17 protein-coding genes and 1 tRNA gene are annotated in these 20393 nt (G+C 36.6%); 13 read left to right on the forward strand and 5 right to left on the reverse strand.

Annotation, left to right across the window (positions count from 1 at the left end; genetic code table 11):
* Positions 1–40: 40 nt before the first annotated feature.
* Positions 41–937: an oxygen-dependent tRNA uridine(34) hydroxylase TrhO gene (gene trhO / locus K345_RS20750; RefSeq protein WP_053228236.1), complete on the forward strand. Its 897-nt coding sequence runs from the start codon at positions 41–43 to the stop codon at positions 935–937.
* On the opposite strand, the gene K345_RS0110970 is transcribed toward trhO, so the two are convergent.
* Complete coding sequence (locus tag K345_RS0110970) at positions 921–1364, reverse strand: YiiD C-terminal domain-containing protein (protein WP_037572228.1); 444 nt, start codon at positions 1362–1364, stop codon at positions 921–923. The genes trhO and K345_RS0110970 overlap by 17 nt on opposite strands.
* A 74-nt stretch (positions 1365–1438) precedes the next feature.
* Between K345_RS0110970 and K345_RS0110975 the strand changes: the two genes are divergently transcribed.
* Positions 1439–3895 carry an ATP-binding response regulator gene (locus tag K345_RS0110975; RefSeq protein WP_028974186.1) on the forward strand — a complete coding sequence of 819 codons (2457 nt, stop codon included), beginning with the start codon at positions 1439–1441 and terminating at the stop codon, positions 3893–3895.
* 18 nt (positions 3896–3913) lie between these two features.
* Positions 3914–4321 carry a response regulator gene (locus tag K345_RS0110980; protein ID WP_028974187.1) on the forward strand — a complete coding sequence of 136 codons (408 nt, stop codon included), beginning with the start codon at positions 3914–3916 and terminating at the stop codon, positions 4319–4321.
* On the opposite strand, the gene K345_RS20755 is transcribed toward K345_RS0110980, so the two are convergent.
* Positions 4322–4822 (reverse strand): chemotaxis protein CheX, encoded by a 501-nt coding sequence (locus K345_RS20755; protein ID WP_053228238.1) that lies wholly within the window; start codon positions 4820–4822, stop codon positions 4322–4324. It abuts the gene before it with no gap.
* Positions 4823–4930: 108 nt separating this feature from the next.
* Between K345_RS20755 and K345_RS0110990 the strand changes: the two genes are divergently transcribed.
* Together K345_RS0110990 and K345_RS0110995 are read left to right on the forward strand one after the other, a co-directional pair.
* Positions 4931–6013, forward strand: a complete 1083-nt coding sequence (locus K345_RS0110990; RefSeq protein WP_037572079.1) for a 6-phosphofructokinase — start codon at positions 4931–4933, stop codon at positions 6011–6013.
* A 65-nt stretch (positions 6014–6078) separates the two neighbouring features.
* Positions 6079–7116 (forward strand): OmpA family protein, encoded by a 1038-nt coding sequence (locus tag K345_RS0110995; protein ID WP_156888378.1) that lies wholly within the window; start codon positions 6079–6081, stop codon positions 7114–7116.
* Here K345_RS0110995 and K345_RS20760 read toward each other — a convergent pair.
* Together K345_RS20760 and metG are read right to left on the reverse strand one after the other, a co-directional pair.
* Positions 7113–8069, reverse strand: coding sequence for a lipid II:glycine glycyltransferase FemX (locus tag K345_RS20760; RefSeq protein WP_037572082.1), 957 nt, complete (start codon positions 8067–8069; stop codon positions 7113–7115). The two genes, K345_RS0110995 and K345_RS20760, sit on opposite strands and share 4 nt — an antisense overlap.
* Complete coding sequence (gene metG, locus K345_RS0111005; RefSeq protein ID WP_028974190.1) at positions 8070–10250, reverse strand: methionine--tRNA ligase; 2181 nt, start codon at positions 10248–10250, stop codon at positions 8070–8072. It lies immediately after the preceding gene.
* Positions 10251–10367: 117 nt separating this feature from the next.
* On the opposite strand from metG, the gene hflK reads away from it, so the two are divergent.
* The 4 genes from hflK (at position 10368) to K345_RS0111025 (ending at position 14877) form a co-directional block, all read left to right on the forward strand.
* Positions 10368–11402 (forward strand): FtsH protease activity modulator HflK, encoded by a 1035-nt coding sequence (hflK, locus tag K345_RS0111010; RefSeq protein ID WP_028974191.1) that lies wholly within the window; start codon positions 10368–10370, stop codon positions 11400–11402.
* On the forward strand, positions 11402–12379 hold the full coding sequence (hflC, locus tag K345_RS0111015; protein WP_028974192.1) for a protease modulator HflC: 978 nt from the start codon (positions 11402–11404) through the stop codon (positions 12377–12379). The genes hflK and hflC overlap by 1 nt, the downstream gene beginning before the upstream one ends.
* Before the next feature lie 87 nt (positions 12380–12466).
* Positions 12467–13594, forward strand: coding sequence for an HD domain-containing phosphohydrolase (locus K345_RS0111020; RefSeq protein WP_037572085.1), 1128 nt, complete (start codon positions 12467–12469; stop codon positions 13592–13594).
* Between the two features lie 56 nt (positions 13595–13650).
* Positions 13651–14877, forward strand: coding sequence for a peptidase U32 family protein (locus K345_RS0111025; RefSeq protein WP_028974194.1), 1227 nt, complete (start codon positions 13651–13653; stop codon positions 14875–14877).
* On the opposite strand, the gene K345_RS22390 is transcribed toward K345_RS0111025, so the two are convergent.
* On the reverse strand, positions 14874–16340 hold the full coding sequence (locus tag K345_RS22390; protein WP_053228239.1) for a sensor domain-containing diguanylate cyclase: 1467 nt from the start codon (positions 16338–16340) through the stop codon (positions 14874–14876). The two genes, K345_RS0111025 and K345_RS22390, sit on opposite strands and share 4 nt — an antisense overlap.
* Positions 16341–16569: 229 nt before the next feature.
* Between K345_RS22390 and K345_RS0111035 the strand changes: the two genes are divergently transcribed.
* The 4 genes from K345_RS0111035 (at position 16570) to K345_RS0111050 (ending at position 20141) form a co-directional block, all read left to right on the forward strand.
* Positions 16570–17637: an ATP-binding response regulator gene (locus tag K345_RS0111035; RefSeq protein WP_169714803.1), complete on the forward strand. Its 1068-nt coding sequence runs from the start codon at positions 16570–16572 to the stop codon at positions 17635–17637.
* A gap of 70 nt (positions 17638–17707) precedes the next feature.
* Positions 17708–17781 (forward strand) — tRNA-Pro (locus K345_RS0111040).
* 987 nt (positions 17782–18768) lie between these two features.
* The gene (locus tag K345_RS22395) at positions 18769–19485 is read left to right on the forward strand and encodes a hypothetical protein (RefSeq protein ID WP_028974196.1); all 717 of its coding nucleotides are present in this window, start codon (positions 18769–18771) and stop codon (positions 19483–19485) included.
* A gap of 128 nt (positions 19486–19613) precedes the next feature.
* A complete protein-coding gene (locus K345_RS0111050; protein ID WP_028974197.1) occupies positions 19614–20141 on the forward strand; it encodes a hypothetical protein in 528 nt (175 codons plus the stop codon).
* Positions 20142–20393 lie beyond the last annotated feature (252 nt).

Consider the following 20393-nt stretch of genomic DNA (forward strand, 5'->3'; position numbering starts at 1 on the left):
TTATTTACTATTTTACTAATGTATATTAATATCAGCGGCTATGAGTAAGTATGTCATAGCTGCGCTATATCAATTTAAAGACTTTCCTGAGTATAAAGAGGAAAAGTCAGGTCTGCTCCACTTTTGTAAAAAGTGGCACATTAATGGTACCTTATTGTTAGCTTCAGAAGGAATTAATGGCACAGTAGCTGGGTCTGAAAAAGCCATAGAAGCTTTAAGGGTATACATAGAAAACACATTAGGGTTTACCAATCTTGAGTACAAATTATCTTATCAGGAATCAGGAAAACCACCCTTCTATAAAATGAAAGTCAAACTTAAAAAAGAGATCGTAACCATGGGAATAGAAGGTATGGATCCTACCACCATGGCAGGTACCTATGTCTCTCCATCAGAATGGAATGAGCTCATTCAGGATCCTGAAGTATTATTGATTGATACCCGAAATAGTTATGAATTCAAAATTGGGACATTTAAGGGAGCCATGGATCCACAAACAAGATATTTTCGACAGTTTCCAGATTGGGTTCGCCAAAAAGTGCTTCCCCAAAAACCCAAAAAGGTAGCAATGTTCTGTACTGGTGGGATTCGTTGTGAAAAAGCAACTAGCTTTCTCAAGTCTGAAGGAGTTGAGGAAGTTTATCACCTCAAGGGTGGGATTCTAAAATATATTGAAGATATTGATGCTTCAGAAAGCCTTTGGGAAGGGGAATGCTTCGTTTTTGATAATAGAGTATCAGTTAATCAGGAATTAGAACCTGGTATACATCGTGTTTGTTATGGTTGTGGAGAACCACTCACAAAGCTGGAAATAGAATCAGATTTGTATGAAGAAGGTATTAGTTGTCCTCACTGTTATGACTCCTTAACAGAAGAAACCCGACAGAGACTCAACCAAAGAAACGATCACCGTCAAAAAGTTAACGCTTCAGCATAGCAACAAAATCACCTTTAAAGGCAGCCAGTTCTTTATCCTGAGAAATGGTTGCCTGAAGGCCAATTCGACCTTTTCCATGTCTTTGCAATTGATCAATGAATAGGTTTATCTTATTTTGATCCTCAATTCTTGTACGAGAAGTAAAATCGGTCTGTACAGGCCTTAAGAATTCTATCTGTGATCGTTGGATAACAATATCTGCGTCAATATTTTGCTCATCTAGTATGATCTTAAGCAAGGAAAAGCAACTCAATACCATTAAAGTGTTTATACTTCCCCCAAAAGCAGTTTTTTTATGATTCCTGTTAGCTTCTAATCCTGCTTTTATGGCAACGCACTGAGAAGAAGATTCGAGTATAGTTAAATCCATTCGTTTTGTGATTGGTATATTTTTGTTCAAATATTTAAGGAGTTCTTTACTTTTCATCAAATACATTATCGGCCTTTCTTTTTTTTATCTAAAATTAGCAATGTCATATTTCATCGATTAAAATTGCTTACATGAGTTCAATAAAAATACTTGTTGTAGAAGATGAACCAATTATCGGGATTGATATTCAAACAAGATTAAACAAATTAGGCTATTTTGTTCCTGATATTATGAGATCAGGAGAAGAAGCCTTAGAGTACCTTAAAGATCATCAACCTGACCTTATTTTAATGGATATCAATTTAGGTGGGACTATGGATGGAATTGAAACCACACAAGTCATAAATCAACTCTACCCTATTCCTGTTATTTTTCTAACGGCCTACTCTGATAAAGAAACTATTCAAAGAACTAATGAAACAGAATCTCATGGCTATATTCTGAAGCCCATTCAAAATGAGGCCATTTATATTACTATTGAAAGGGCTTTATCCAAACACAAATCAGATAATGCACTAAAAGATAAAGAAAAGTTATTAGAAACGACCTTAGATTCCTTAGCGGAAGGTGTTGTGCTTATCAGCCAAGAAGGTATTATTCATAAAGCAAACAGGAAGGCTCTAGAACTCATTCAAATACCCGCCACAGACAAGATACACGGTGAATCTTATGAGCGCTTTTTTTCCTTTGATATGAACGGTGATAATATTGATTTGATGGCTACAGAGAACATTATTAGAGGCGACTTAACGCCATGGAATAAGGAAGATACCTCTATTCCTATAGAAGCCACAATAGGAGTTTTCCTTCAAACAGATAGACTATTTACAGGAATTGTAGTCGCTTTTCATGATATCACAAAGCAATTAGCTTATGAAAAAGCCATACTTCTAGCCAGAGAAAGAGCTGAAACTCATAGCCGATTAAAGAGTGAGTTTCTAACTAACATGACCCATGAATTAAGAACTCCCTTAAATAGTGTTATAGGAATGAATCAGCTTGTAAAGGAAAAAGTCAATGACCTTTACTTGAAAGACTGTCTGGATGTGTCCATTAATTCTGCTCAATTCCTTTTGGGAATGATATCCGATCTCCTGGATTTTTCTAAACTTGAATCAGGAAAAATGAAAATAGCCCGTTTACCTTTTAACCTTGGAGAAGACCTTGAGAATACCTTTGAGAAAATTGCTGTACAAGCCAGTAAAAAACATCTACTCCTGCTCACAGATATACCTTCTGAGGCATATAATATTTTCCTTGGTGATTCTGGAAAGTTATCCCAAGTCATCAATAATCTTGTAGGGAATGCCATCAAATTCACGAATCAAGGTGCTATTAGTTTTCAGTGTCTTATTGACATTGAAAATAAGAAAGTGGATTTCATTATTCAGGATACTGGTATAGGAATGAAGGTTGAAGAAACTAAAAGGATTTTTGACGATTTTTACCAGATAGACGGATCACATACGAGATCCTATGGCGGCACAGGATTAGGACTCAGTATCACAAAAAAACTTATTGAAATAATGAATGGGAAACTTACAGTGGAATCTCTTCATGGCACAGGGAGTATTTTTCGATTTGATCTTCCTTTAGTTATGAAAGACACTCTGAACCTTTCTTCACAACTGCTAGCCAATCGTGCTTACAAAATCTGTTTGAAGGACAAAGAAGAAGAGAGATTGCTGACCCATTTCCTTGAAGAAGAAGGAGCAAAAAAAGAACAGGGAGAAGAATTTCTTTACTTTTGCGATAGCTTCCCTATCCCTCAGGAATGGAATGAAGAATTTGAACTTCGGCCTTATAACTTCTTTTTTATTAGCGATCATCATCAACAAGAACTTCTCCCTAACTTGATTAAAAAAGATCATATCATTCTTCGTCCTCTGAATAGGACAAAAATAAAATCAGCCATGGGCTTGGACAAAAAAAGATTCTTCCAAGTAAGTAATTTTAAAAAAAAGTTGTCCGAGCAAAACTATAAAATATACATACAACCAGATCTTATTACATGGTCTTCATTCCTTTTTGAAGAGAATAATGACATTTTTGGGTCAATGGATTGGCCCCCTCCTGCTCCAACAGGAAAAGAGATAGTTATCTGGTATAGAAAGGAAAACAGTGATATAGATAGTTTTATAGCAGATAATCCCGATCTAAACCGTTATTTATCCATATTAGTGCATGATAATTTTTTAAACCCTTCCATCATTAAAAAAGGAAAGAACGCAGGAATACGGGTATTTATGAAAACAGCAAGTTTATCTACCCATTTTATCACAGCCATCAACCAACTAATGGAAGAATTAACCAAGGAGAAAAGATTACATTCAACCCAACTGACTTTAGTTATCAATGAAGAACACAAGTTTAACCTCAAAAATCACTTACCACAAATCCAAGATCTACTAACTAAAAATAACTGGCATGAACTAGATAGCCTATTAAAAGAAATAAGAAGTGAATACAGAGAGTCAAGTGTAAGTCTATCCCAATTCCTCTTAGGAATGCTATTCGCCGTAAGAAATAAAAATATAGAAAAATTAAAAGATTATTTGAATCAGTTAGTACATGTCATTAATACTTAAGGATACGAGGGGGTTTATATGCGAATTTTGGTTGCTGAAGATGATTTTGGAAGTCAACAGTTTATGAAAGAGTTATTAACAACCTATGGAGAGGTTGATCTGGCAGAAAATGGTGAAGAAGCAGTCAATGCCTTTCAAATGGCCTGGCAGGAGAATATTCCCTATGACGTTGTCTTTATGGACATAATGATGCCCGAAAAAACAGGTCATGAAGCCATACAAGACATTAGAAATATCGAACAAGAAATGAAAATACATCAAAAAGATGAAGTTAAAATCATCATGTCAACAGTGCTTGATGATCCTAAAAATGTTGTTAAAGCCTACCATAAAGGTGGGGCTACCAGTTACATGGTTAAGCCAGTAGATAAAGATAAAATAGAGTCTGAAATGCAAAAAATCGGCTTTGTTCCACTCTATGAGTAATTAGCGTCTTATTCCTTTTGAAACTCGATTCTCATTACCTTTCAAACTCACAGTCACTTCGAAAGGTCCTGCTGTGGTACTAAAAGGGATGACAATGATAGGGTTATTCATCGGCCAGGCTATGCTGTGATTTTTACCTTGTACACAAAAAGGAACGGTAATATCCACATCAGGATCATTTAAACCTGATAGACCATTACCTGCGATTATATTGACTAGTTCTCCTACCATTTCATTAATGAGTTTACTGACCTCATCAGGATCCCTGCTAACCTCTAAACCGGATTTCTCTAATATCTTTTTAGCCAGTATCCTGGATAATCTGATAACAACCAAACCTTCCACATTTCCTGTAAGTCCGATTACTCCAGAGATCTCCCATCTATGGTTTCCAAAATGGGTTAGCACATATTTCTCACCCACTCGAGCGTCTTCACCTAACATGCTTTTAATCAAATTCAATGTCGAATCTAAAAAGGGATTTATGTATTCCGCCTTCATGAACTGTAACTCCTCTCCCTATCATGTTATTGTTATATTCAAGATTTGACAATTCCCTTTCTTTTTACATTGAAATCAAGTTAAAATGGAAGACATAGGAGTTACATTATGAGTTCTGCAACAAAAAAATTTGGAATTTTGACTAGTGGAGGAGATTGTCCCGGCTTAAATGCGGCTATTCGAGGGGTTGTCAAACCAGCTTTCGGACTCTATGGAATGAACGTTTGGGGAAGCCGTGGTGGTTTTCGGGGAATGATCACTGGTGATGGACATTGGTTGGAATCTGAAGAAGTATCCGGGATTTTGACAAGAGGCGGGACAATATTAGGAACTAGTCGGGAAAAACCATTTAAATCCGAAAAGGATAGTAAAGAAGGTTTACATAAACCGGATTTGATTGTTGAGAACTATAAAAAGTTGGGTTTAGATGCTTTAGTTGTACTAGGTGGGAATGGGACTGTTAAAACAGCAAACCTACTGTCAGAAGCAGGACTTAACGTTGTAGCCCTTCCCAAAACAATAGATAACGATCTATGGGGTACAGATATGACTTTTGGTTTTCATTCCGCTCTGGATGTTGCCACAGAAGGCATTGACCGCCTACATTCAACAGCAGATTCCCACAATAGAGTTATGGTGGTGGAGATAATGGGTCATAAAGCTGGTTGGTTAACCCTTTATTCTGGCTTAGCAGGTGGAGGAGATGTCATACTCATCCCAGAAATACCATATAACATCAACAGTGTTATAGAACATCTAGGTAAAAGATCATCAGAAGGCAAAAACTTTTCCATTGTCGCCGTAGCAGAAGGAGCCGTAAGTACAGAAGAAGCAAAATTAGGAAAAAAGGAAATACGTAAAAAACGTGCAAGTGAAGGCTATCCCAGTATAAGCTATAGATTAGCCCAGGAGATAGAAGCCCATTCAGATGCAGAAGCAAGAGTGACAGTTCTTGGGTATCTGCAACGAGGAGGCAAACCTTCGGCATATGATAGAATATTATCAACGAGATTTGGTACAGCAGCATTAGATCTTTTACAAAAAGGGGAATATGGAAAAATGGTCGCCCTTGAAGATGACAAAGTAGTCGCTAAGGATTTATCAAAAGTTGCTGGAAAACTAAAGCTTGTCCCTACAGATCATGACCATATTAGAACAGCACGTATGATAGGAACCTGTTTTGGTGACTAAATAAAAACAAATAGTAAAATTTAAGTTCTTGCACCCTTTTAACTAACCTCATATTATTAATACTTATGAGTAGAAGCTTGAAAGTAGAGATCAACAATAGAGATCTTATTTCTTTTATTGATCTAGAGAGTTCTGGACAAAAAGAATTAAAACTGACTCCCATTAAAGATAATCAAAAAGAAGCTCATATAAAGCTCTACATTGTTAATGACAAGGGAAAAGAGCTTTTTCAGGAAATAGTCCTAAAACCCCTCCCCTATCCTGAAGCAAGCAAAAATATAATTTACCTAAAGGGAAGATATAACGGTAATAGAGCTCTCGACCTTCGAATCTCCTTATCAGGAAAAGAAAAGCTAAATGAGAGCTATACTCTTCCTTGGGTTATGCCTAAATGGTTTATAGGTGCCTTAATTACTATGGGAGCGATTCTTTTACTAATAGGATCATTATTATTTTTTCTTCCTAAGTTGAACCAACCGTCTCGTACAGGTCAAACAAAATCCAATCAGAATACTCAAACCAATATGGTGAAAAGGACAGCTGCTCCTCAAAATACGCCAATAGTCAAACAACCTAGTATTCCTCAGAAGACAGAAGAAACCAGAAAAGCGGAAGAGGCTACGAAAGTAGAAGAAGCCAAGAAGGCAGAAGAAGCTAGAAAAGCAGAAGAGGCCAGGAAGGCAGAAGAAGCCAGGAAAGCAGAAGAAGCCAGAAAGGCAGAAGAAGCCAGGAAGGCAGAAGAAGCCAGGAAAGCTGAAATAGCCAAATATGATATCATGATAGAAAAACAGATTATTTACTTTTTACCCAACGACTGGAGCCTATTACCAGGACAGAAAAAGAAATTGGAAAACCTCTTACCTCTACTGAATCAGACCAACAGTCAAGTATTATTCATTGGACATACCGCTATAGCAGGATCGGAAGCAGGAAGAATAGAAATCAGCGAAAACAGAGCTATTGCCGTTAGGGATTATCTCTATAAATTAGGATGGAAACCTCAAACAAGTCCCAGTATTATCCCAAAAGGGATGTCAGATCCTGTTACTACTGGTAAAAATCAAGATGCGAATAGACGCGTACAAATTGTCCTGGAAGACTAGTGTTTCCGTATTTTCTTGTAATAAAAATGTCTCATCTTTTCCAGGATACGGTAAGAAGAATAAAGAAGGGATTTTAATGGAAGATCCCAACATCCATGATAATGGACGACAGTCCCGCCAAACCCTACTTTGAATCTATATAATCCTGACATAGGGTGATTGGGATCATCCACAGGAGGAATCCCAAAGAAATCATATTCCGTACAGTTCCATTCATTCTTAGCAATTTTTATCCCTTCCCATTGGAGTAAATAAGAGGGCATGAGATTTCTCTTTTCATTGGAAGAAGCACCGTAAAGATAAGTAGTACGATTACCAGATTGAACAAGTATAATGCCTGCCAGTAAATCCTCTTCATGGTAAGCCAGTAAAAGAAGATAATTCACCTTCTTATCTAGTTCTGCCAGTTCAAACTGTTTGGCATAGTACTCATAGGAATGAATGGCGATTTTATCTCTATCAGCGGTTTCCTTATACAAAGCATACCATGCTGGTAATTCCTCAATAGAGGATTTTACAACCTTAATACCTTTTTTTAATGCTAATTTGATATTATACCTTGTCTTCTTCTTCATTTGACTTAAGATTTCATCTTCTGAATTAGTTAAGGAAAGAATGACTGTATCAGGTGGTTGAACATCCACCGGGGATTTCCTAAAAGCTTTTATTTCTACACTTCTCTGTATATCCAGATCAAAACGAACAAAGATGACATGAGATGGTAATACGCTTTTCAGTTGCTTCTTGATCATTCCATAAAAGGATTGATCAAAAGAAATACTTCCCCCTAAGCCGAAGGGGATATAAGCAATCGAGTAAGGTCCGATTATTTTACGTATCAAGACGTAAAAATCGACAGATTTGTTATCATAGTTAATAGTGACTCTTTGACTGGTCCAGCCAAAGAGCCCTTTAAATTCAGCCCAGTATGATGTTTGTAGAAAGGAACTCAATTAACCTACTTCTCCATTGAGAACAGATTTTGTTTTGAGTGTCTCTCCATTAACAGTTAAGGCTGTCTCCCCTACAGAGACAATACCATCTTGTGTTTTGATAGGCATTTCAAAGAACTTATCGACTTTTAGTTTTGTTTTCACTGCTGGTCCACCATCTTTGCCTTCGATAATGACTGGAGTACCAGGATTTATATCGTCATTAGCAAATAGAACTTCCAAGGCTTTTTTATCCCCTTCTTCGCTGCTTGCCGCCAGTAACATACCAAAACTTTTTACCCCGCGTAATTTAGCAGGTTTTAAATTCTTGACAAGAATTATGTTCTTTCCGACCAATTCTTCAGGGGAATAATAATCTTTTATACCTGAGACAATCTGTAATGGCTCCCCATCACCCGTATCAAGAGTTTCAATATACAGCTTATCAGCCTCAGGATGTTGTTCCACAGCTGTTATTCTAGCAACCCGAAGATCTACACTATGATTGAATTGGTTCTCGATAGAGGTATCTTCTGTTGACGAACTATTCTTTTGTCTGTCTTTTTGACTACCGGCAAAACGATTTCGCATCTCCTCAATAAAGTCATCTTCAAGCTTTTTGAAAAGAATCTCTGGCTTGCCTATCCTTATTATGCCTGTTTTTGATCCAACGGTAGACCAATCCAAATCCCCTTGTTTAAACAAATCAGCAATCTTCTTACTGGTTTCAGGAAGGTAAGGGGCAATCATGATGGATAAGTCACGTATAAGATAGATCAAGTTACACAGAAGATCTTTTGTTCCTTCTGGATCAGATTCTTTTGTCTTCCAGGGCTCTGCTTCTTGAAAAACTTTGTTACCAATATCAGATATTTGAAGAATAGTTTTTAAACCATCTTTAAGCTCTGCCCTTTCCAGATGATCAACCACCTTTTTTAACAAAGGATTAACTTGATCCCACAACAGAGGAAGTTCATTAAACTCACCTACAGTATCACCCATGAATTTATAGCTAAAAGTTAATGTTCTATTGATAAGATTAGCAAAATTACCAATAAGTTCAGAATTAACCTTGTCTTGAAAATCATTCCAGGTGAACAAAGTATCTGACTTTTCAGGTCTGTTATAGAAAATATAGAATCGCCACACATCAGCAGGAATACCTGTATCCTGACAATCGTTTCCAAAAACACCCATGCCGGCAGACTTGGAGAATTTTCCCCCTTCATAATTCAGATACTCAGAGCTGGACATATGGTGAAGCATTGTCCAGTTATCACCTGTCGCTAATAAGGAGGAAGGGAAAATGACTGTATGGAAAGGAATATTGTCTTTTCCAATAAATTGAAATAATTCAACATTATCAGGATTTTGCCACCAGTCCTTCCAATTCTCAGTTAAACCAGCGGTGATACTAATGTAACCGATAGGAGCATCAAACCACACATAGAAGACTTTGTTCTCAAAACCTTTTCTGGGAACGGGAATCCCCCATTTAAGGTCTCGAGTAATAGCCCGTTCCTTTAATCCATCGCGAACCCAGGCTTGTGTCATCTGGATAGCATTACGTGCCCAAAAGCCGTCTTTTGATGCTTTGTTCATCCATTTTTCAAATTGAGGAAGCACTGCTGGCAGGTTTAAGTAGAGATGCCTGGTCTTCCTAATTTCTAACTGTCCCCCTAAAGGAGAATAGGGATTTATTAGTTCAGTAGGTTCTAATAATTTGCCACAATTTTCACATTGATCGCCTCTGGCCTCTTCATAAGCACAATGAGGACAAGTACCCCGAACATATCTATCAGCAAGAAACATGTCCTGGTCAGGACTATAAAGTTGCTCGATTTCCTGCTCAGAGATATATCCTGCAGCATCTACCTTCTTAAAAATATCCTGTACGATTTCAGTTTGTATAGGATCACTAGTTCGGCCAAAACGGTCAAAGCTAATATTGAACCACTCATAGATCTCATTGTGAATCTTATTATAATGATCACACAGTTCTCGCGGTGTCGTTTTTTCTTCTAACGCTCGTGTTTCCGTAGCTGTTCCATATTCATCAGTTCCACACACATACAAAGTTTCATAGCCAAAGGAGCGGCAAAAACGAGCAAATACATCACCACTCAAAACTTGTATGATATTTCCCAGGTGAGGGATATTATTTACATAAGGTAAAGCTGAAGTTATCAATCTCTTTTTCATAGGCCCTATTCTAGGCTACGCTTAGGCTTAGGTCAATAATCCTAACAAATTGTTTTCTTGACGACCGATAAAGGGCTTGTTAACCTTAGACTACTATTATTAAAAAAGGAGAAACTTATGGCTGAAAGGGATGTATCCCCTGGAAATCTGCCTTTTCACTTAGGAGTGGGAAGCGTAGTATTAATTATTGTTGTTGTATTTGCTATTTTCCTAGGTCTCAATAGTTTTTTTATTGTTGATCAAACTGAAGAATCAGTTGTTTTGTTTTTAGGCAAATACTCCAGAACTGTCGGTCCTGGAATGAACTGGAAGATCCCTGTTTTAGAAAAAAGCTTTAATGTTCCCACTAAGATTGTACAAAAAGAGGAGTTTGGTTTCCGCACAGAAAACGCAGGAGTAGACTCACGATATTCTGATAAAGAATACCCAAATGAATCACGAATGCTCACAGGAGATTTAAACATCATAGATGTGGAATGGGTTATACAGTACAGGATTGAAGACCCCAAAGCTTGGTTATTCAATGTAGATGATTCAGTACGTACTGATGAAATCACGATGCAAAGATTAGATAATCGAATAAAAACAATACGGGATATCTCCCAAACGGTAATGAACCAGCTAGTTGGTGATAGAACGATCTTTGACGTAATCGGATCTGAAAGAACGATGATTGAAACCAAAGGTCAGGAATTAATGAATGAACTTCTTGTTAAATATGGACTGGGAGCTAAAATACAACAAGTTCAGTTACAGAACATCGTTCCACCACTGGGAACCGTACAAGATGCCTTTGAAGATGTAAATATTGCTCAACAAGATATGAACAGACTCATTAACGAAGGTCAGGAAGAGTATAATAAAGTTATACCCAAGGCTAATGGAGAAAGGGACCAAATAATCCAGCAAGCAGAGGGATATAAGGCTAAACGAATAAATGAAGCCGAAGGAGACGTGGCCAGATTCAAAGCCATGCTAGAAGAGTATCGTAAGAGTCCCCGTGTAACAAAAACGAGACTCTATTACGAAATGCTTGAAGAAGTATTCGAAAATGAAAAGGATATTGACCTCATTGATGAGTCTTTAAGTAACTTTATTCCCATCAAGAATCTAGGAACTAATAATAAAAATAATGTAGAAGGGGTTCAATAATGAAAAAGTTAATGGTTATTTTATCACTTCTTCTTATAGCTTTTATTGTCTTCATTGCAATGGGACCTTTCTATGTACTTCAAGAGGGTCAACAAGCGGCCATTACCAGATTTGGGGAAATGATTAAAACAGAAGAAAAAGCCGGTTTAAAATTCAGAATGCCTGTGGTGGATAATGTCGTTAAATTTCCAACAAAGATTATGAGTTGGGATGGAGATGCCCAGCGAATACCTACGAAGGAAAATCAATTTATATGGGTTGATACCACAGCGAGATGGAAAATCACAAACCTACAGACTTTCTATGAATCCATCGCCAATATTGATAGAGCTTACTCTCGACTTGATGATGTTATTGATTCTGCTGTTAAAAATGTAGTCAGTACCAATCCTCTACTAGAATCAGTGAGAAACTCAAATGTTATTAATGAAATAGATCGTACATCTACTGAATCAGAAGAAATGACTATTATTGAAGACTTAGGGTCACAATCAGAATTAAAAACTTATGAAAATATAACAAAAGGACGTTCTGCTCTCAGCGAAGAGATGTTAGAGAAAGTCGCAGATATAACAGAAGAACAATTTGGTATCCGTGTTATTGATGTAGTCATAAGACAAATTAGATACTCAGATGACCTAACAGAATCTGTATATTCGAGAATGATTGCCGAACGAAGACAAAAAGCAGAACAATACCGTTCTTATGGACAGGGTAAAAAGCAAGAAATCCTAGGACAATTAGATCGAAAGAAAGATGAAATTCTATCTGATGCTTACGCAAAGTCTGAAACGATCAAAGGACAAGGGGATGCTCAAGCGGCTAATATTTATGCCTTGGCTTACGGACAAGATCCTAGCTTTACAGAGTTCTGGCTGGCTTTAGAATCCTATAAAAAGACAATGGGTAACTTTAATAAGACACTTACTACTGATATGGATTACTTCCAATATCTCTACAGTCCAGACGGACGTTAAAATAAACCCTTGTATTCCTGACGACCTCTATTAAAATTTAATAGAGGTCTTTTTTTTTACCATACAAAATATGAGAGGCTACTAACTATGAGTGGGATCGGGAATTTTGAGAAAAGCAAAGCCAAAATATTAATGATTGATGACACAAGAACCAACTTGTTCTTCTTACAAGAAGCATTGGAAGATTATGAAAACCTGTACACAGCATCCAATGGAAGTGAAGGATATAAGAAAGCTCAGGAAATCCTTCCAGACATCATCCTGACTGACATTGTAATGCCAAAGATGGATGGATTTGAATGTTTGAAAGCATTGAAGGGTAACCCCTTTACTCTGGATATTCCTGTAATCATTCTATCAACTCTGGATAAACTGGATAATAAAACAAGAGGTTTTGCCTTAGGAGCGGTGGATTACATCACGAAACCTTTTGATAAAGAGGAAGTTAAAGCAAGAGTGGATTTGCATCTATCGCTTAAATTCGCACAACAGAGGCTCACCCATCAAAAAGAATATCTAGAGGCCCTGGTTCTGGAACGAACAAAGGAAGTGACCCATGCACAAGAGGCCATCATTACAGCTTTGGCCAGCCTCGCTGAAACGAGAGACAATGAAACAGGCTGCCATATCAAGCGGACAAAACTATATGTGGAACAATTAGCTCTTGGGTTACGTAAACGCGGGGTTTATGTAAAAGAGTTAGATGAACAAACTATTCATATAATGGCAGCGACAGCCCCTCTTCACGATATAGGTAAAGTAGGAGTTCCAGATAAAATTTTATTAAAACCGGGTAAACTCACAGCTGAAGAATTTGAAGAAATGAAGAAACACACAATCTATGGGTATCAGGCTCTGGAGCAGGCTGAAGCGGCTATAGGAAAAACGACCTACCTTGCTATAGCCAAAAAAATTGCCATATCACATCATGAAAAGTGGGATGGCTCTGGATACCCCTACCATTTAAAAGGACAAAAAATCCCTCTTCCAGGTAGAATCATGGCTGTAGCTGATGTTTATGACGCTCTTATCTCAGAAAGAGTCTATAAAATCCCCTTCCCCCATTCAAAAGCTGTATCCATCATTAAAGAAGGAGGGGGAAGCCACTTTGATCCAGCTATTGTTGATGTTTTTCTTGAGATTGCAGAATCCATTAGGCAAATCGCTTTAGAAAATGTGGAAGGTAATGAAGAAAAGTTAGCCTTACAAAAGTAGTCAACTTGACCAAAGCCCGTCTTTTGGCCTAATTTAACCTCCCTAGGAGGATGACTGTGGAACTATTAGCCCCTGCAGGTAACTTGGAAAAACTAAAATATGCCTACCAATATGGTGCAGATGCCGCTTATATTGGAATAAGCCAATTTTCGTTAAGAGCGAAAGCTGACAATTTTCATGAAAACGAATGGGAGATAATTAAAGAGATAAAGGGCAATAAAAAGTTATACTGTGCTCTCAATATCTATTTCCACAATCCTGATATCCGCCGACTGGAAGAACAACTCGATTACTTTGAAAAATACCCCTTTGATGCATTTATTGTTTCAGACATTGGAATCGTACCAATGCTTAAAAGAAAATTCCCAAACACAGAATTACATCTTAGCACACAAGCAAACTGTACAAACGCAGAAGCGGCAAGTATGTACAAAAACATGGGCTTCGACCGGGTCGTTCTAGGAAGGGAAGTCAGACTAGACGAGATAAAAGAGATAAAAGACAAAGTACCAGATCTAGAGTTAGAAGCTTTTGTCCATGGAGCTATGTGTCTTGCCTATTCGGGAAGATGTTTCTTATCATCCTGGATGACAGATCGTTCAGCAAACCAGGGAGGTTGTAGTCACTCCTGTCGTTGGGACTATAAAGTACTAGAAGAAAAAAAACGCCCTGGAGAATATTATCCCATCTATGAAGGAGATGGTTTTACTTCGATCCTGTCTTCCAAAGATATAAATATGATACATCACTTAATGGATCTAAAGATGGCCGGAGTTGACTCTGCTAAAATTGAAGGGCGAATGAAATCCATTTATTATGTAGCTACAGTAGCAAGGGCTTACAGAAAAGCTCTTGACGTCCTGGAAGGTAAAGATGTTCCCGACTTTGAAAGTTATGCTGAAGAATTAGACAAAGTGAGTCATAGAGAATTTTCCACAGGCTTTTATTTTGGCAAAGAGGATATAGAAAAGCCCAACAAAGAAGGATATGAGAGATACTATACATTCCTTGGAATCGTAGGCAAAAAAATATCTGAAGGCCAATATGAGCTTAACCTGAAGAATCAGGTACTCCCCCCTGAAGAGCTTGAATTTATAGGACCTGATGTTCTTTTTCTTAAAGACAGGGATTACACGATCTATGACGTTAATAACCAAGTAGTCGACCAGGCAGATCATGGCAAACAATATATTATTGAAACAAAACTCCCCTTAGAGGAAGGTTATCTTATTCGTCGTGGAATTACAGATAAGGAGCTTAAATTTAAGCAAACATCACGCTAATTTCTTTTAAGAAAGGTATCTTGAGAACCATCATCTGAGTTTTTATAAGCTATCTTTCTTTTATACATAACTTTATCTGCCATATCAACCAGTTCCATAGCCGTTTGAGAACTTGCAGTATTGTACTCCACTATCCCATAACTAATAGAATAGCGATGCAGGTCATTTTCATTTGACATCTCATCAATCGTTTTTCCAATTCGTTCCCAAATCGACTGAACCTCATCATAGGAGGTACGGGGATGAATCACAATAAACTCGTCTCCTCCTACACGACAAAAAATATCCGATGTCCTGGTGTGTTTTTCTATTACAGAACATACTGACTTAATGTACTTATCACCAGCATTATGACCAAATTCATCGTTAACAAGCTTCAAGTAATTTAGATCTACATAACATAAGGAAAAATTAAGTTGTCCTCTGGAAGACCTATCTATCATAGTTTTCAACTTTGCTACACAGTAACGTCTATTAAGGAGTCCAGTTAAAGGATCTGTGTGGGCAATAGCTTCCAATTCCTTTTCGATAGCTATTCGTCTTTTTATATCCATTGTCAAAATACTCAAAGTAAGGGAAAAGAAAAAACTAATAATGAGAAAAGCCATTAATAGGTATTTTTGAGAATTGGCAATGGGATTAAAACTCTCCCGGTAACGAAAGGAATACAGGTGCCAACCGGGAATAGATAGATCTAGCTGATCCACCAGTCCCCTACGCCCATCCCATATGCTCCAGTCCCCATAAGAGCTGATGGTTAAAGGGTAGATATTAACATCAGGATAATTTCTTTTATTTCTAATATGCATAAGAGCGGCAGTCGTTAAGTTAGGATAACTTTTCAGGACAAGATCTTTGTTGGTTGAGGCTAAAATCACTCCATATTGATCGGTAACCCAAATTACTTCATCGTTACAAGGTTTAATGTTTTCCAAGATTTTCTCTGCCTGTATCTTGAGTACTAGTACAAAGGAGACCTGATCACCATCAAATACGGGTTCTGCAAAATAAACACCAAGCTTGTTAGTAACAACCCCAAGAGCGGAGTATAAAGAAGACTCCCCTTTGAGAGCATTTTCTACATAGGGTCGAAAACTCAAGTCAGTACCGACCAAATCATCCGACCGCCCTTCCAATGAAGCATGGGTAACAACACCATTTGTATCGACTATATAAATTAGTCCTTCCCCAAGAACATGGCTTAGAGAATCTAGAAAATAATTACCACGATCATCATTCTTTAGAATTTCAACCCAAAAACTCTCTTTTGTAAGAACCGACCATTGTTGTTGATAACCTGATAAGTGGTTCTTATATACATTACCGGCGTAATCTAACAAATTGGCCTGTTGTTGACTCTTATTAATAACAAGCCAGCTATATGTTTGAAACAGCATGACAAACAACACAAATAAACCAAAGGAACAGATAAATACTATTATACCAATGTTTTTCTTGATCATTTTTTTGATACTCCCACGCCATTGAAACAATAGAGAACTGTGCCACATAGAAATCACAATTTCACTGCTCTTTTAAAATATAGTAATAGAATAATATATAATATAAGAATACGCAAAGAAAAGGCGCTATTTGATTTTCTCTTGCCCATTATTTTACCTATATGTTATAATCATTTATCAATGAAGAGAGGTTCATAATTTGATCTTCAGAGACCTCCGAGTCCTATTAGTGGAAGAGACAGAACAAAGAACCCCAGAGATACTCAGTTATCTCCATAACATTAATAATATCCAAACGGATACGGTCTTAATGGATGAACTACCTGATTTCCTTTCTTCAAACTCAACTGATATCATCATATTAAATCTAAGCAACACAACAGAAGCAGAAGTCGACCTTTTAGTTAGAGTAAGAACGATAGCTCAAGAATTACCTATTATTGTTATAACATCAGAACATGACGACAAACTAGCCATTGAAATGGTCAAGTTAGGAGCACAGGATTATCTTATTAAAGATAAACTTGATGTGGAATGGCTGAAACGATCCATTTATTTTAGTATCGAAAGAAATAAGTTAAAGGCTATGCTTCGCACTACTGTGTCCAGCAAAAATAAATTACTTAGTATCATTAGTCATGACCTTCGCAGCCCTTTTTTCAGTCTTATGGAAACAACAAAATTCCTGGCAGACAACTTAGAGAGATACACCCCCGAAAAACTTAGAGAGTTCATCATGGCCCTCCATAATGCATCGGCTAACACCTATAAAATGGTAGAAAGCCTTCTTCTTTGGGCCAATGCCCAAGGGGATCGAATTGAATGCAAAGCTTATTTGACAGAATTATATCCCATTGTTTTGGAATCATTGTTAGCAGCTAATCAGCAGGCAAAAGAAAAGCAGATACAACTTCATAACAATATAGATCAAACCATTATGATCTACGCAGACAAGGATATGACGAATACAATAATCCGAAACATAATAACAAATGCGATTAAGTTTACACCAACTGGTGGAAACGTATGGCTTGAGGCTTTGAAAGTGGGAGAAAAGGTTGAAATTCATATCATAGATGATGGAGTGGGAATGTCTCCTCAAATAAAAGACAACCTATTCCAAATAGAAACAAAGAAGTCTACCAAAGGAACGAATGGGGAAAGAGGAACAGGATTAGGCCTGGTTGTGTGTTGGGAATTTGTCAAAAAGAATAATGGTAGAATTAGTGTTCAATCCGAGTTAAATAAGGGAACAGAGTTTATCATTACCCTTCCCGCCATAAATAAACGAAGCTAAAGAGGAGATACGTTCTGCCCAGTTGACATAAAACATTGGCTATGCTAGTTTTCTTTTGCGTTTTTAACAACGGGCTGTAGCGCAGGGGTTTAGCGTACAAGTCTGGGGGACTTGGGGTCGCCGGTTCAAATCCGGCCAGCCCGATAGAAGAAAGGATGACTTTTATGAAAGTCATCCTTTTTTATGAAAAGGTCTATGATATTTTCGTTTTAGAGACTAATTAATATCTAGATTTTTGAAGCCTGTAATATTTTCTTCATTTATATCCAAAGTTTTTTAGATCCACACTCGTTACTTCTTTATATATAGAGTTTATATATCTTTTTAAGATCTATAGAGACAGCCTTCTTGTCTTGTTATCAAAAAAAACTACATCATCTACAATTTTTTATAGGAGTTACAACTTCTGTCATGTTCACTAAGACTAAAACGATACTCCATCATATTAGTAGATTTTTTATAATATCAGTTTATTTTACTTCGTAACAACATTTCTATTTGAGATAATCTATTCCTTCATGCTAGAGACTCGATAGGAAAACAGGGAAATTTGTCTGTATATAATTACTTCATACAATGAAAGAATCCAGTTCTTTACCAATAGACATCCTTGATATAGCCAATTACACTTGTCCAACAAGAACAAAAAAGAAGAAGCAAGAAGCCCCACTGACTTTTTAACTAATTTTCTGAATCCTGAAATATAGTTTCTCTTCTAGTGATACAAAGATAAATATTAATAGCTACACAATAAATTATCCTTACACTACTAATCTTTGGGATTGAAAACAGTGTATAAAGAATATACTTTTGCAAATAACGCCATTCTTGTGTATTTGTTTTAATGTTGGCGAATTGATAGTTACCATTGAACAACCTTTGAAATTGTAATGTTAAGGGCAAAGCATTATAATTTTACACTCGTTAGCAATTGATATTTTATTTCGTTTTTTATTATTTACTTTTAAAGGTAAATTTCCTACTTATGATCTACTATATAATGATCACCAATACCACAAAGATGTCCTTTGTACCTCAGGCAAATACTATTAAAATGACAGATTGTTTAAATAACTATTGCTTTTTTTAAAACAGACTATTAACATGGGAAAAATTTTTAAGGAATTAAATATGAAAAAACTATTCTTATTAGGACTATTTTCTTTTTTTCTTATTGTTGGATGCGATATTGTAAACGATAACACTGATAAAGCAAACGACAACCCTGATAAAATAACCACTGACGACGACAAAATAACCACTGACGACGACAAAATAACCACTGACGACGACAAAGTAACCACTGACGATGACAAAGCAACCACTGACGATGACAAAGCAACCACTGACGATGACAAAGCAACCACTGACGATGACAAAGCAACCACTGACGATGACAAAGTAAGCGACGATGATGATAAAATCGTCTACGATTATAGCTATGTTGGAACTTGGACTCATTCATATACAGTTGAAGATGAATATGGAACAGAGTATATTTCTTCAAAGCTGATTTTAACAAAAACTACTTTTGAACAAAACTATAGCTATAAATATATACTCAAAGATGGGTATGTAGATGAAGATTCGGGTAAATCATCGGGAACTATTCAAAATTTAGGAAACTACAAACTAAGACAAATACTTGTTAAATCTGAAATTGATGGTACTATGTACGACGTAAGTAATGAGAGTGTATATAGATCTGCATATGAAAAGGAAAATGGAACTCAAACAGATTCTGACTGGGCAGAGATCTATCAAGACGATACATCACCAGATGATTTAAAATACTCCGTTTCTGGCAACAAAATGACAGTTGGAGAAATTGTATATACTAGACAATAGTATTTTTGATATCAATACTTCCTTGCCAATGCAAGGGAGTCTTTCAATTACTTAGAAGTAAACACTATATTTCTATGATTTCCATTAAACGTGACTATTACCATTGGAATTTTTTTAAGGAATTAAATATGAAAAAACTATTCTTATTAGGACTATTTTCTTTTTTTCTTTTTGTTGGATGCAATATTATAAACGATGACAACGACGGCGATGATAAGGATTATAGCTATGTTGGAACTTGGACTGCTTCATCTACAGAGAAAGATGGCGATGGGACTAAGTATCATTCTTATAAATTAATTTTAACAAAAACTACTTTTGTAAATGAGTCTAACTACAGACGTGTAGAAAATGACGGTTCTGTTACAGATGAAGATTCGGATAAATCATTGGGAACTATTCAAAATTTAGGAGACTACACACTAAGACAAATACTTCTTAAACAGGAAATGGATGGAACTATGTATGACGTAAGTAATGAGAGCGCATTTAGATCTGCATATGAAAAGGACCATGGGGAACCTCGAACAGATTCTGAGTGGGTACCGATCTATAAAAGCTATACATCACCAAATGATGTTAAATACTCTATTTCTGGTAACAAAATGACAGTTTCTGGCCATGATAACACACCATTCGTATATACTAAACAATAGTATTTTTGAGACTGAACCTCCCTTGCCAAGACAAGGGAGTCTTTCAATTACTTAGAAGTTTAAACAGAGAAGTAAACACTATAGTTATATGATTTTCATTAAACAAACTATTACCATTGGAAAAATTTTTTAGGAATTAAATATGAAAAAACTATTGTTATTAGGACTATTTTCTTTTTTTCTTATTGTTGGATGCGATATTATAAACGATAACACTGATAAAGCAAACGACAACCCAGATAAAATAACCAC

The sequence above is a fragment of the Spirochaeta cellobiosiphila DSM 17781 genome (assembly GCF_000426705.1).
GTDB classification, from domain to species: Bacteria; Spirochaetota; Spirochaetia; order DSM-17781; family DSM-17781; genus Spirochaeta_E; species Spirochaeta_E cellobiosiphila.

Excerpts from the sequence above, each read along its gene's own strand:
- K345_RS0111020 (WP_037572085.1), top strand. The coding sequence starts at position 12,467 with ATGAGTGGGATCGGGAATTTTGAGAAAAGCAAAGCCAAAATATTAATG.
- metG (WP_028974190.1), bottom strand. The coding sequence starts at position 10,250 with ATGAAAAAGAGATTGATAACTTCAGCTTTACCTTATGTAAATAATATC.
- hflK (WP_028974191.1), top strand. The coding sequence starts at position 10,368 with ATGGCTGAAAGGGATGTATCCCCTGGAAATCTGCCTTTTCACTTAGGA.
- K345_RS0110990 (WP_037572079.1), top strand. The coding sequence starts at position 4,931 with ATGAGTTCTGCAACAAAAAAATTTGGAATTTTGACTAGTGGAGGAGAT.
- K345_RS0110970 (WP_037572228.1), bottom strand. The coding sequence starts at position 1,364 with ATGAAAAGTAAAGAACTCCTTAAATATTTGAACAAAAATATACCAATC.
- K345_RS0110980 (WP_028974187.1), top strand. The coding sequence starts at position 3,914 with ATGCGAATTTTGGTTGCTGAAGATGATTTTGGAAGTCAACAGTTTATG.
- trhO (WP_053228236.1), top strand. The coding sequence starts at position 41 with ATGAGTAAGTATGTCATAGCTGCGCTATATCAATTTAAAGACTTTCCT.
- K345_RS0110975 (WP_028974186.1), top strand. The coding sequence starts at position 1,439 with ATGAGTTCAATAAAAATACTTGTTGTAGAAGATGAACCAATTATCGGG.
- K345_RS22395 (WP_028974196.1), top strand. The coding sequence starts at position 18,769 with ATGAAAAAACTATTCTTATTAGGACTATTTTCTTTTTTTCTTATTGTT.
- K345_RS0110995 (WP_156888378.1), top strand. The coding sequence starts at position 6,079 with ATGAGTAGAAGCTTGAAAGTAGAGATCAACAATAGAGATCTTATTTCT.
- K345_RS0111050 (WP_028974197.1), top strand. The coding sequence starts at position 19,614 with ATGAAAAAACTATTCTTATTAGGACTATTTTCTTTTTTTCTTTTTGTT.
- hflC (WP_028974192.1), top strand. The coding sequence starts at position 11,402 with ATGAAAAAGTTAATGGTTATTTTATCACTTCTTCTTATAGCTTTTATT.
- K345_RS22390 (WP_053228239.1), bottom strand. The coding sequence starts at position 16,340 with ATGATCAAGAAAAACATTGGTATAATAGTATTTATCTGTTCCTTTGGT.
- K345_RS20755 (WP_053228238.1), bottom strand. The coding sequence starts at position 4,822 with ATGAAGGCGGAATACATAAATCCCTTTTTAGATTCGACATTGAATTTG.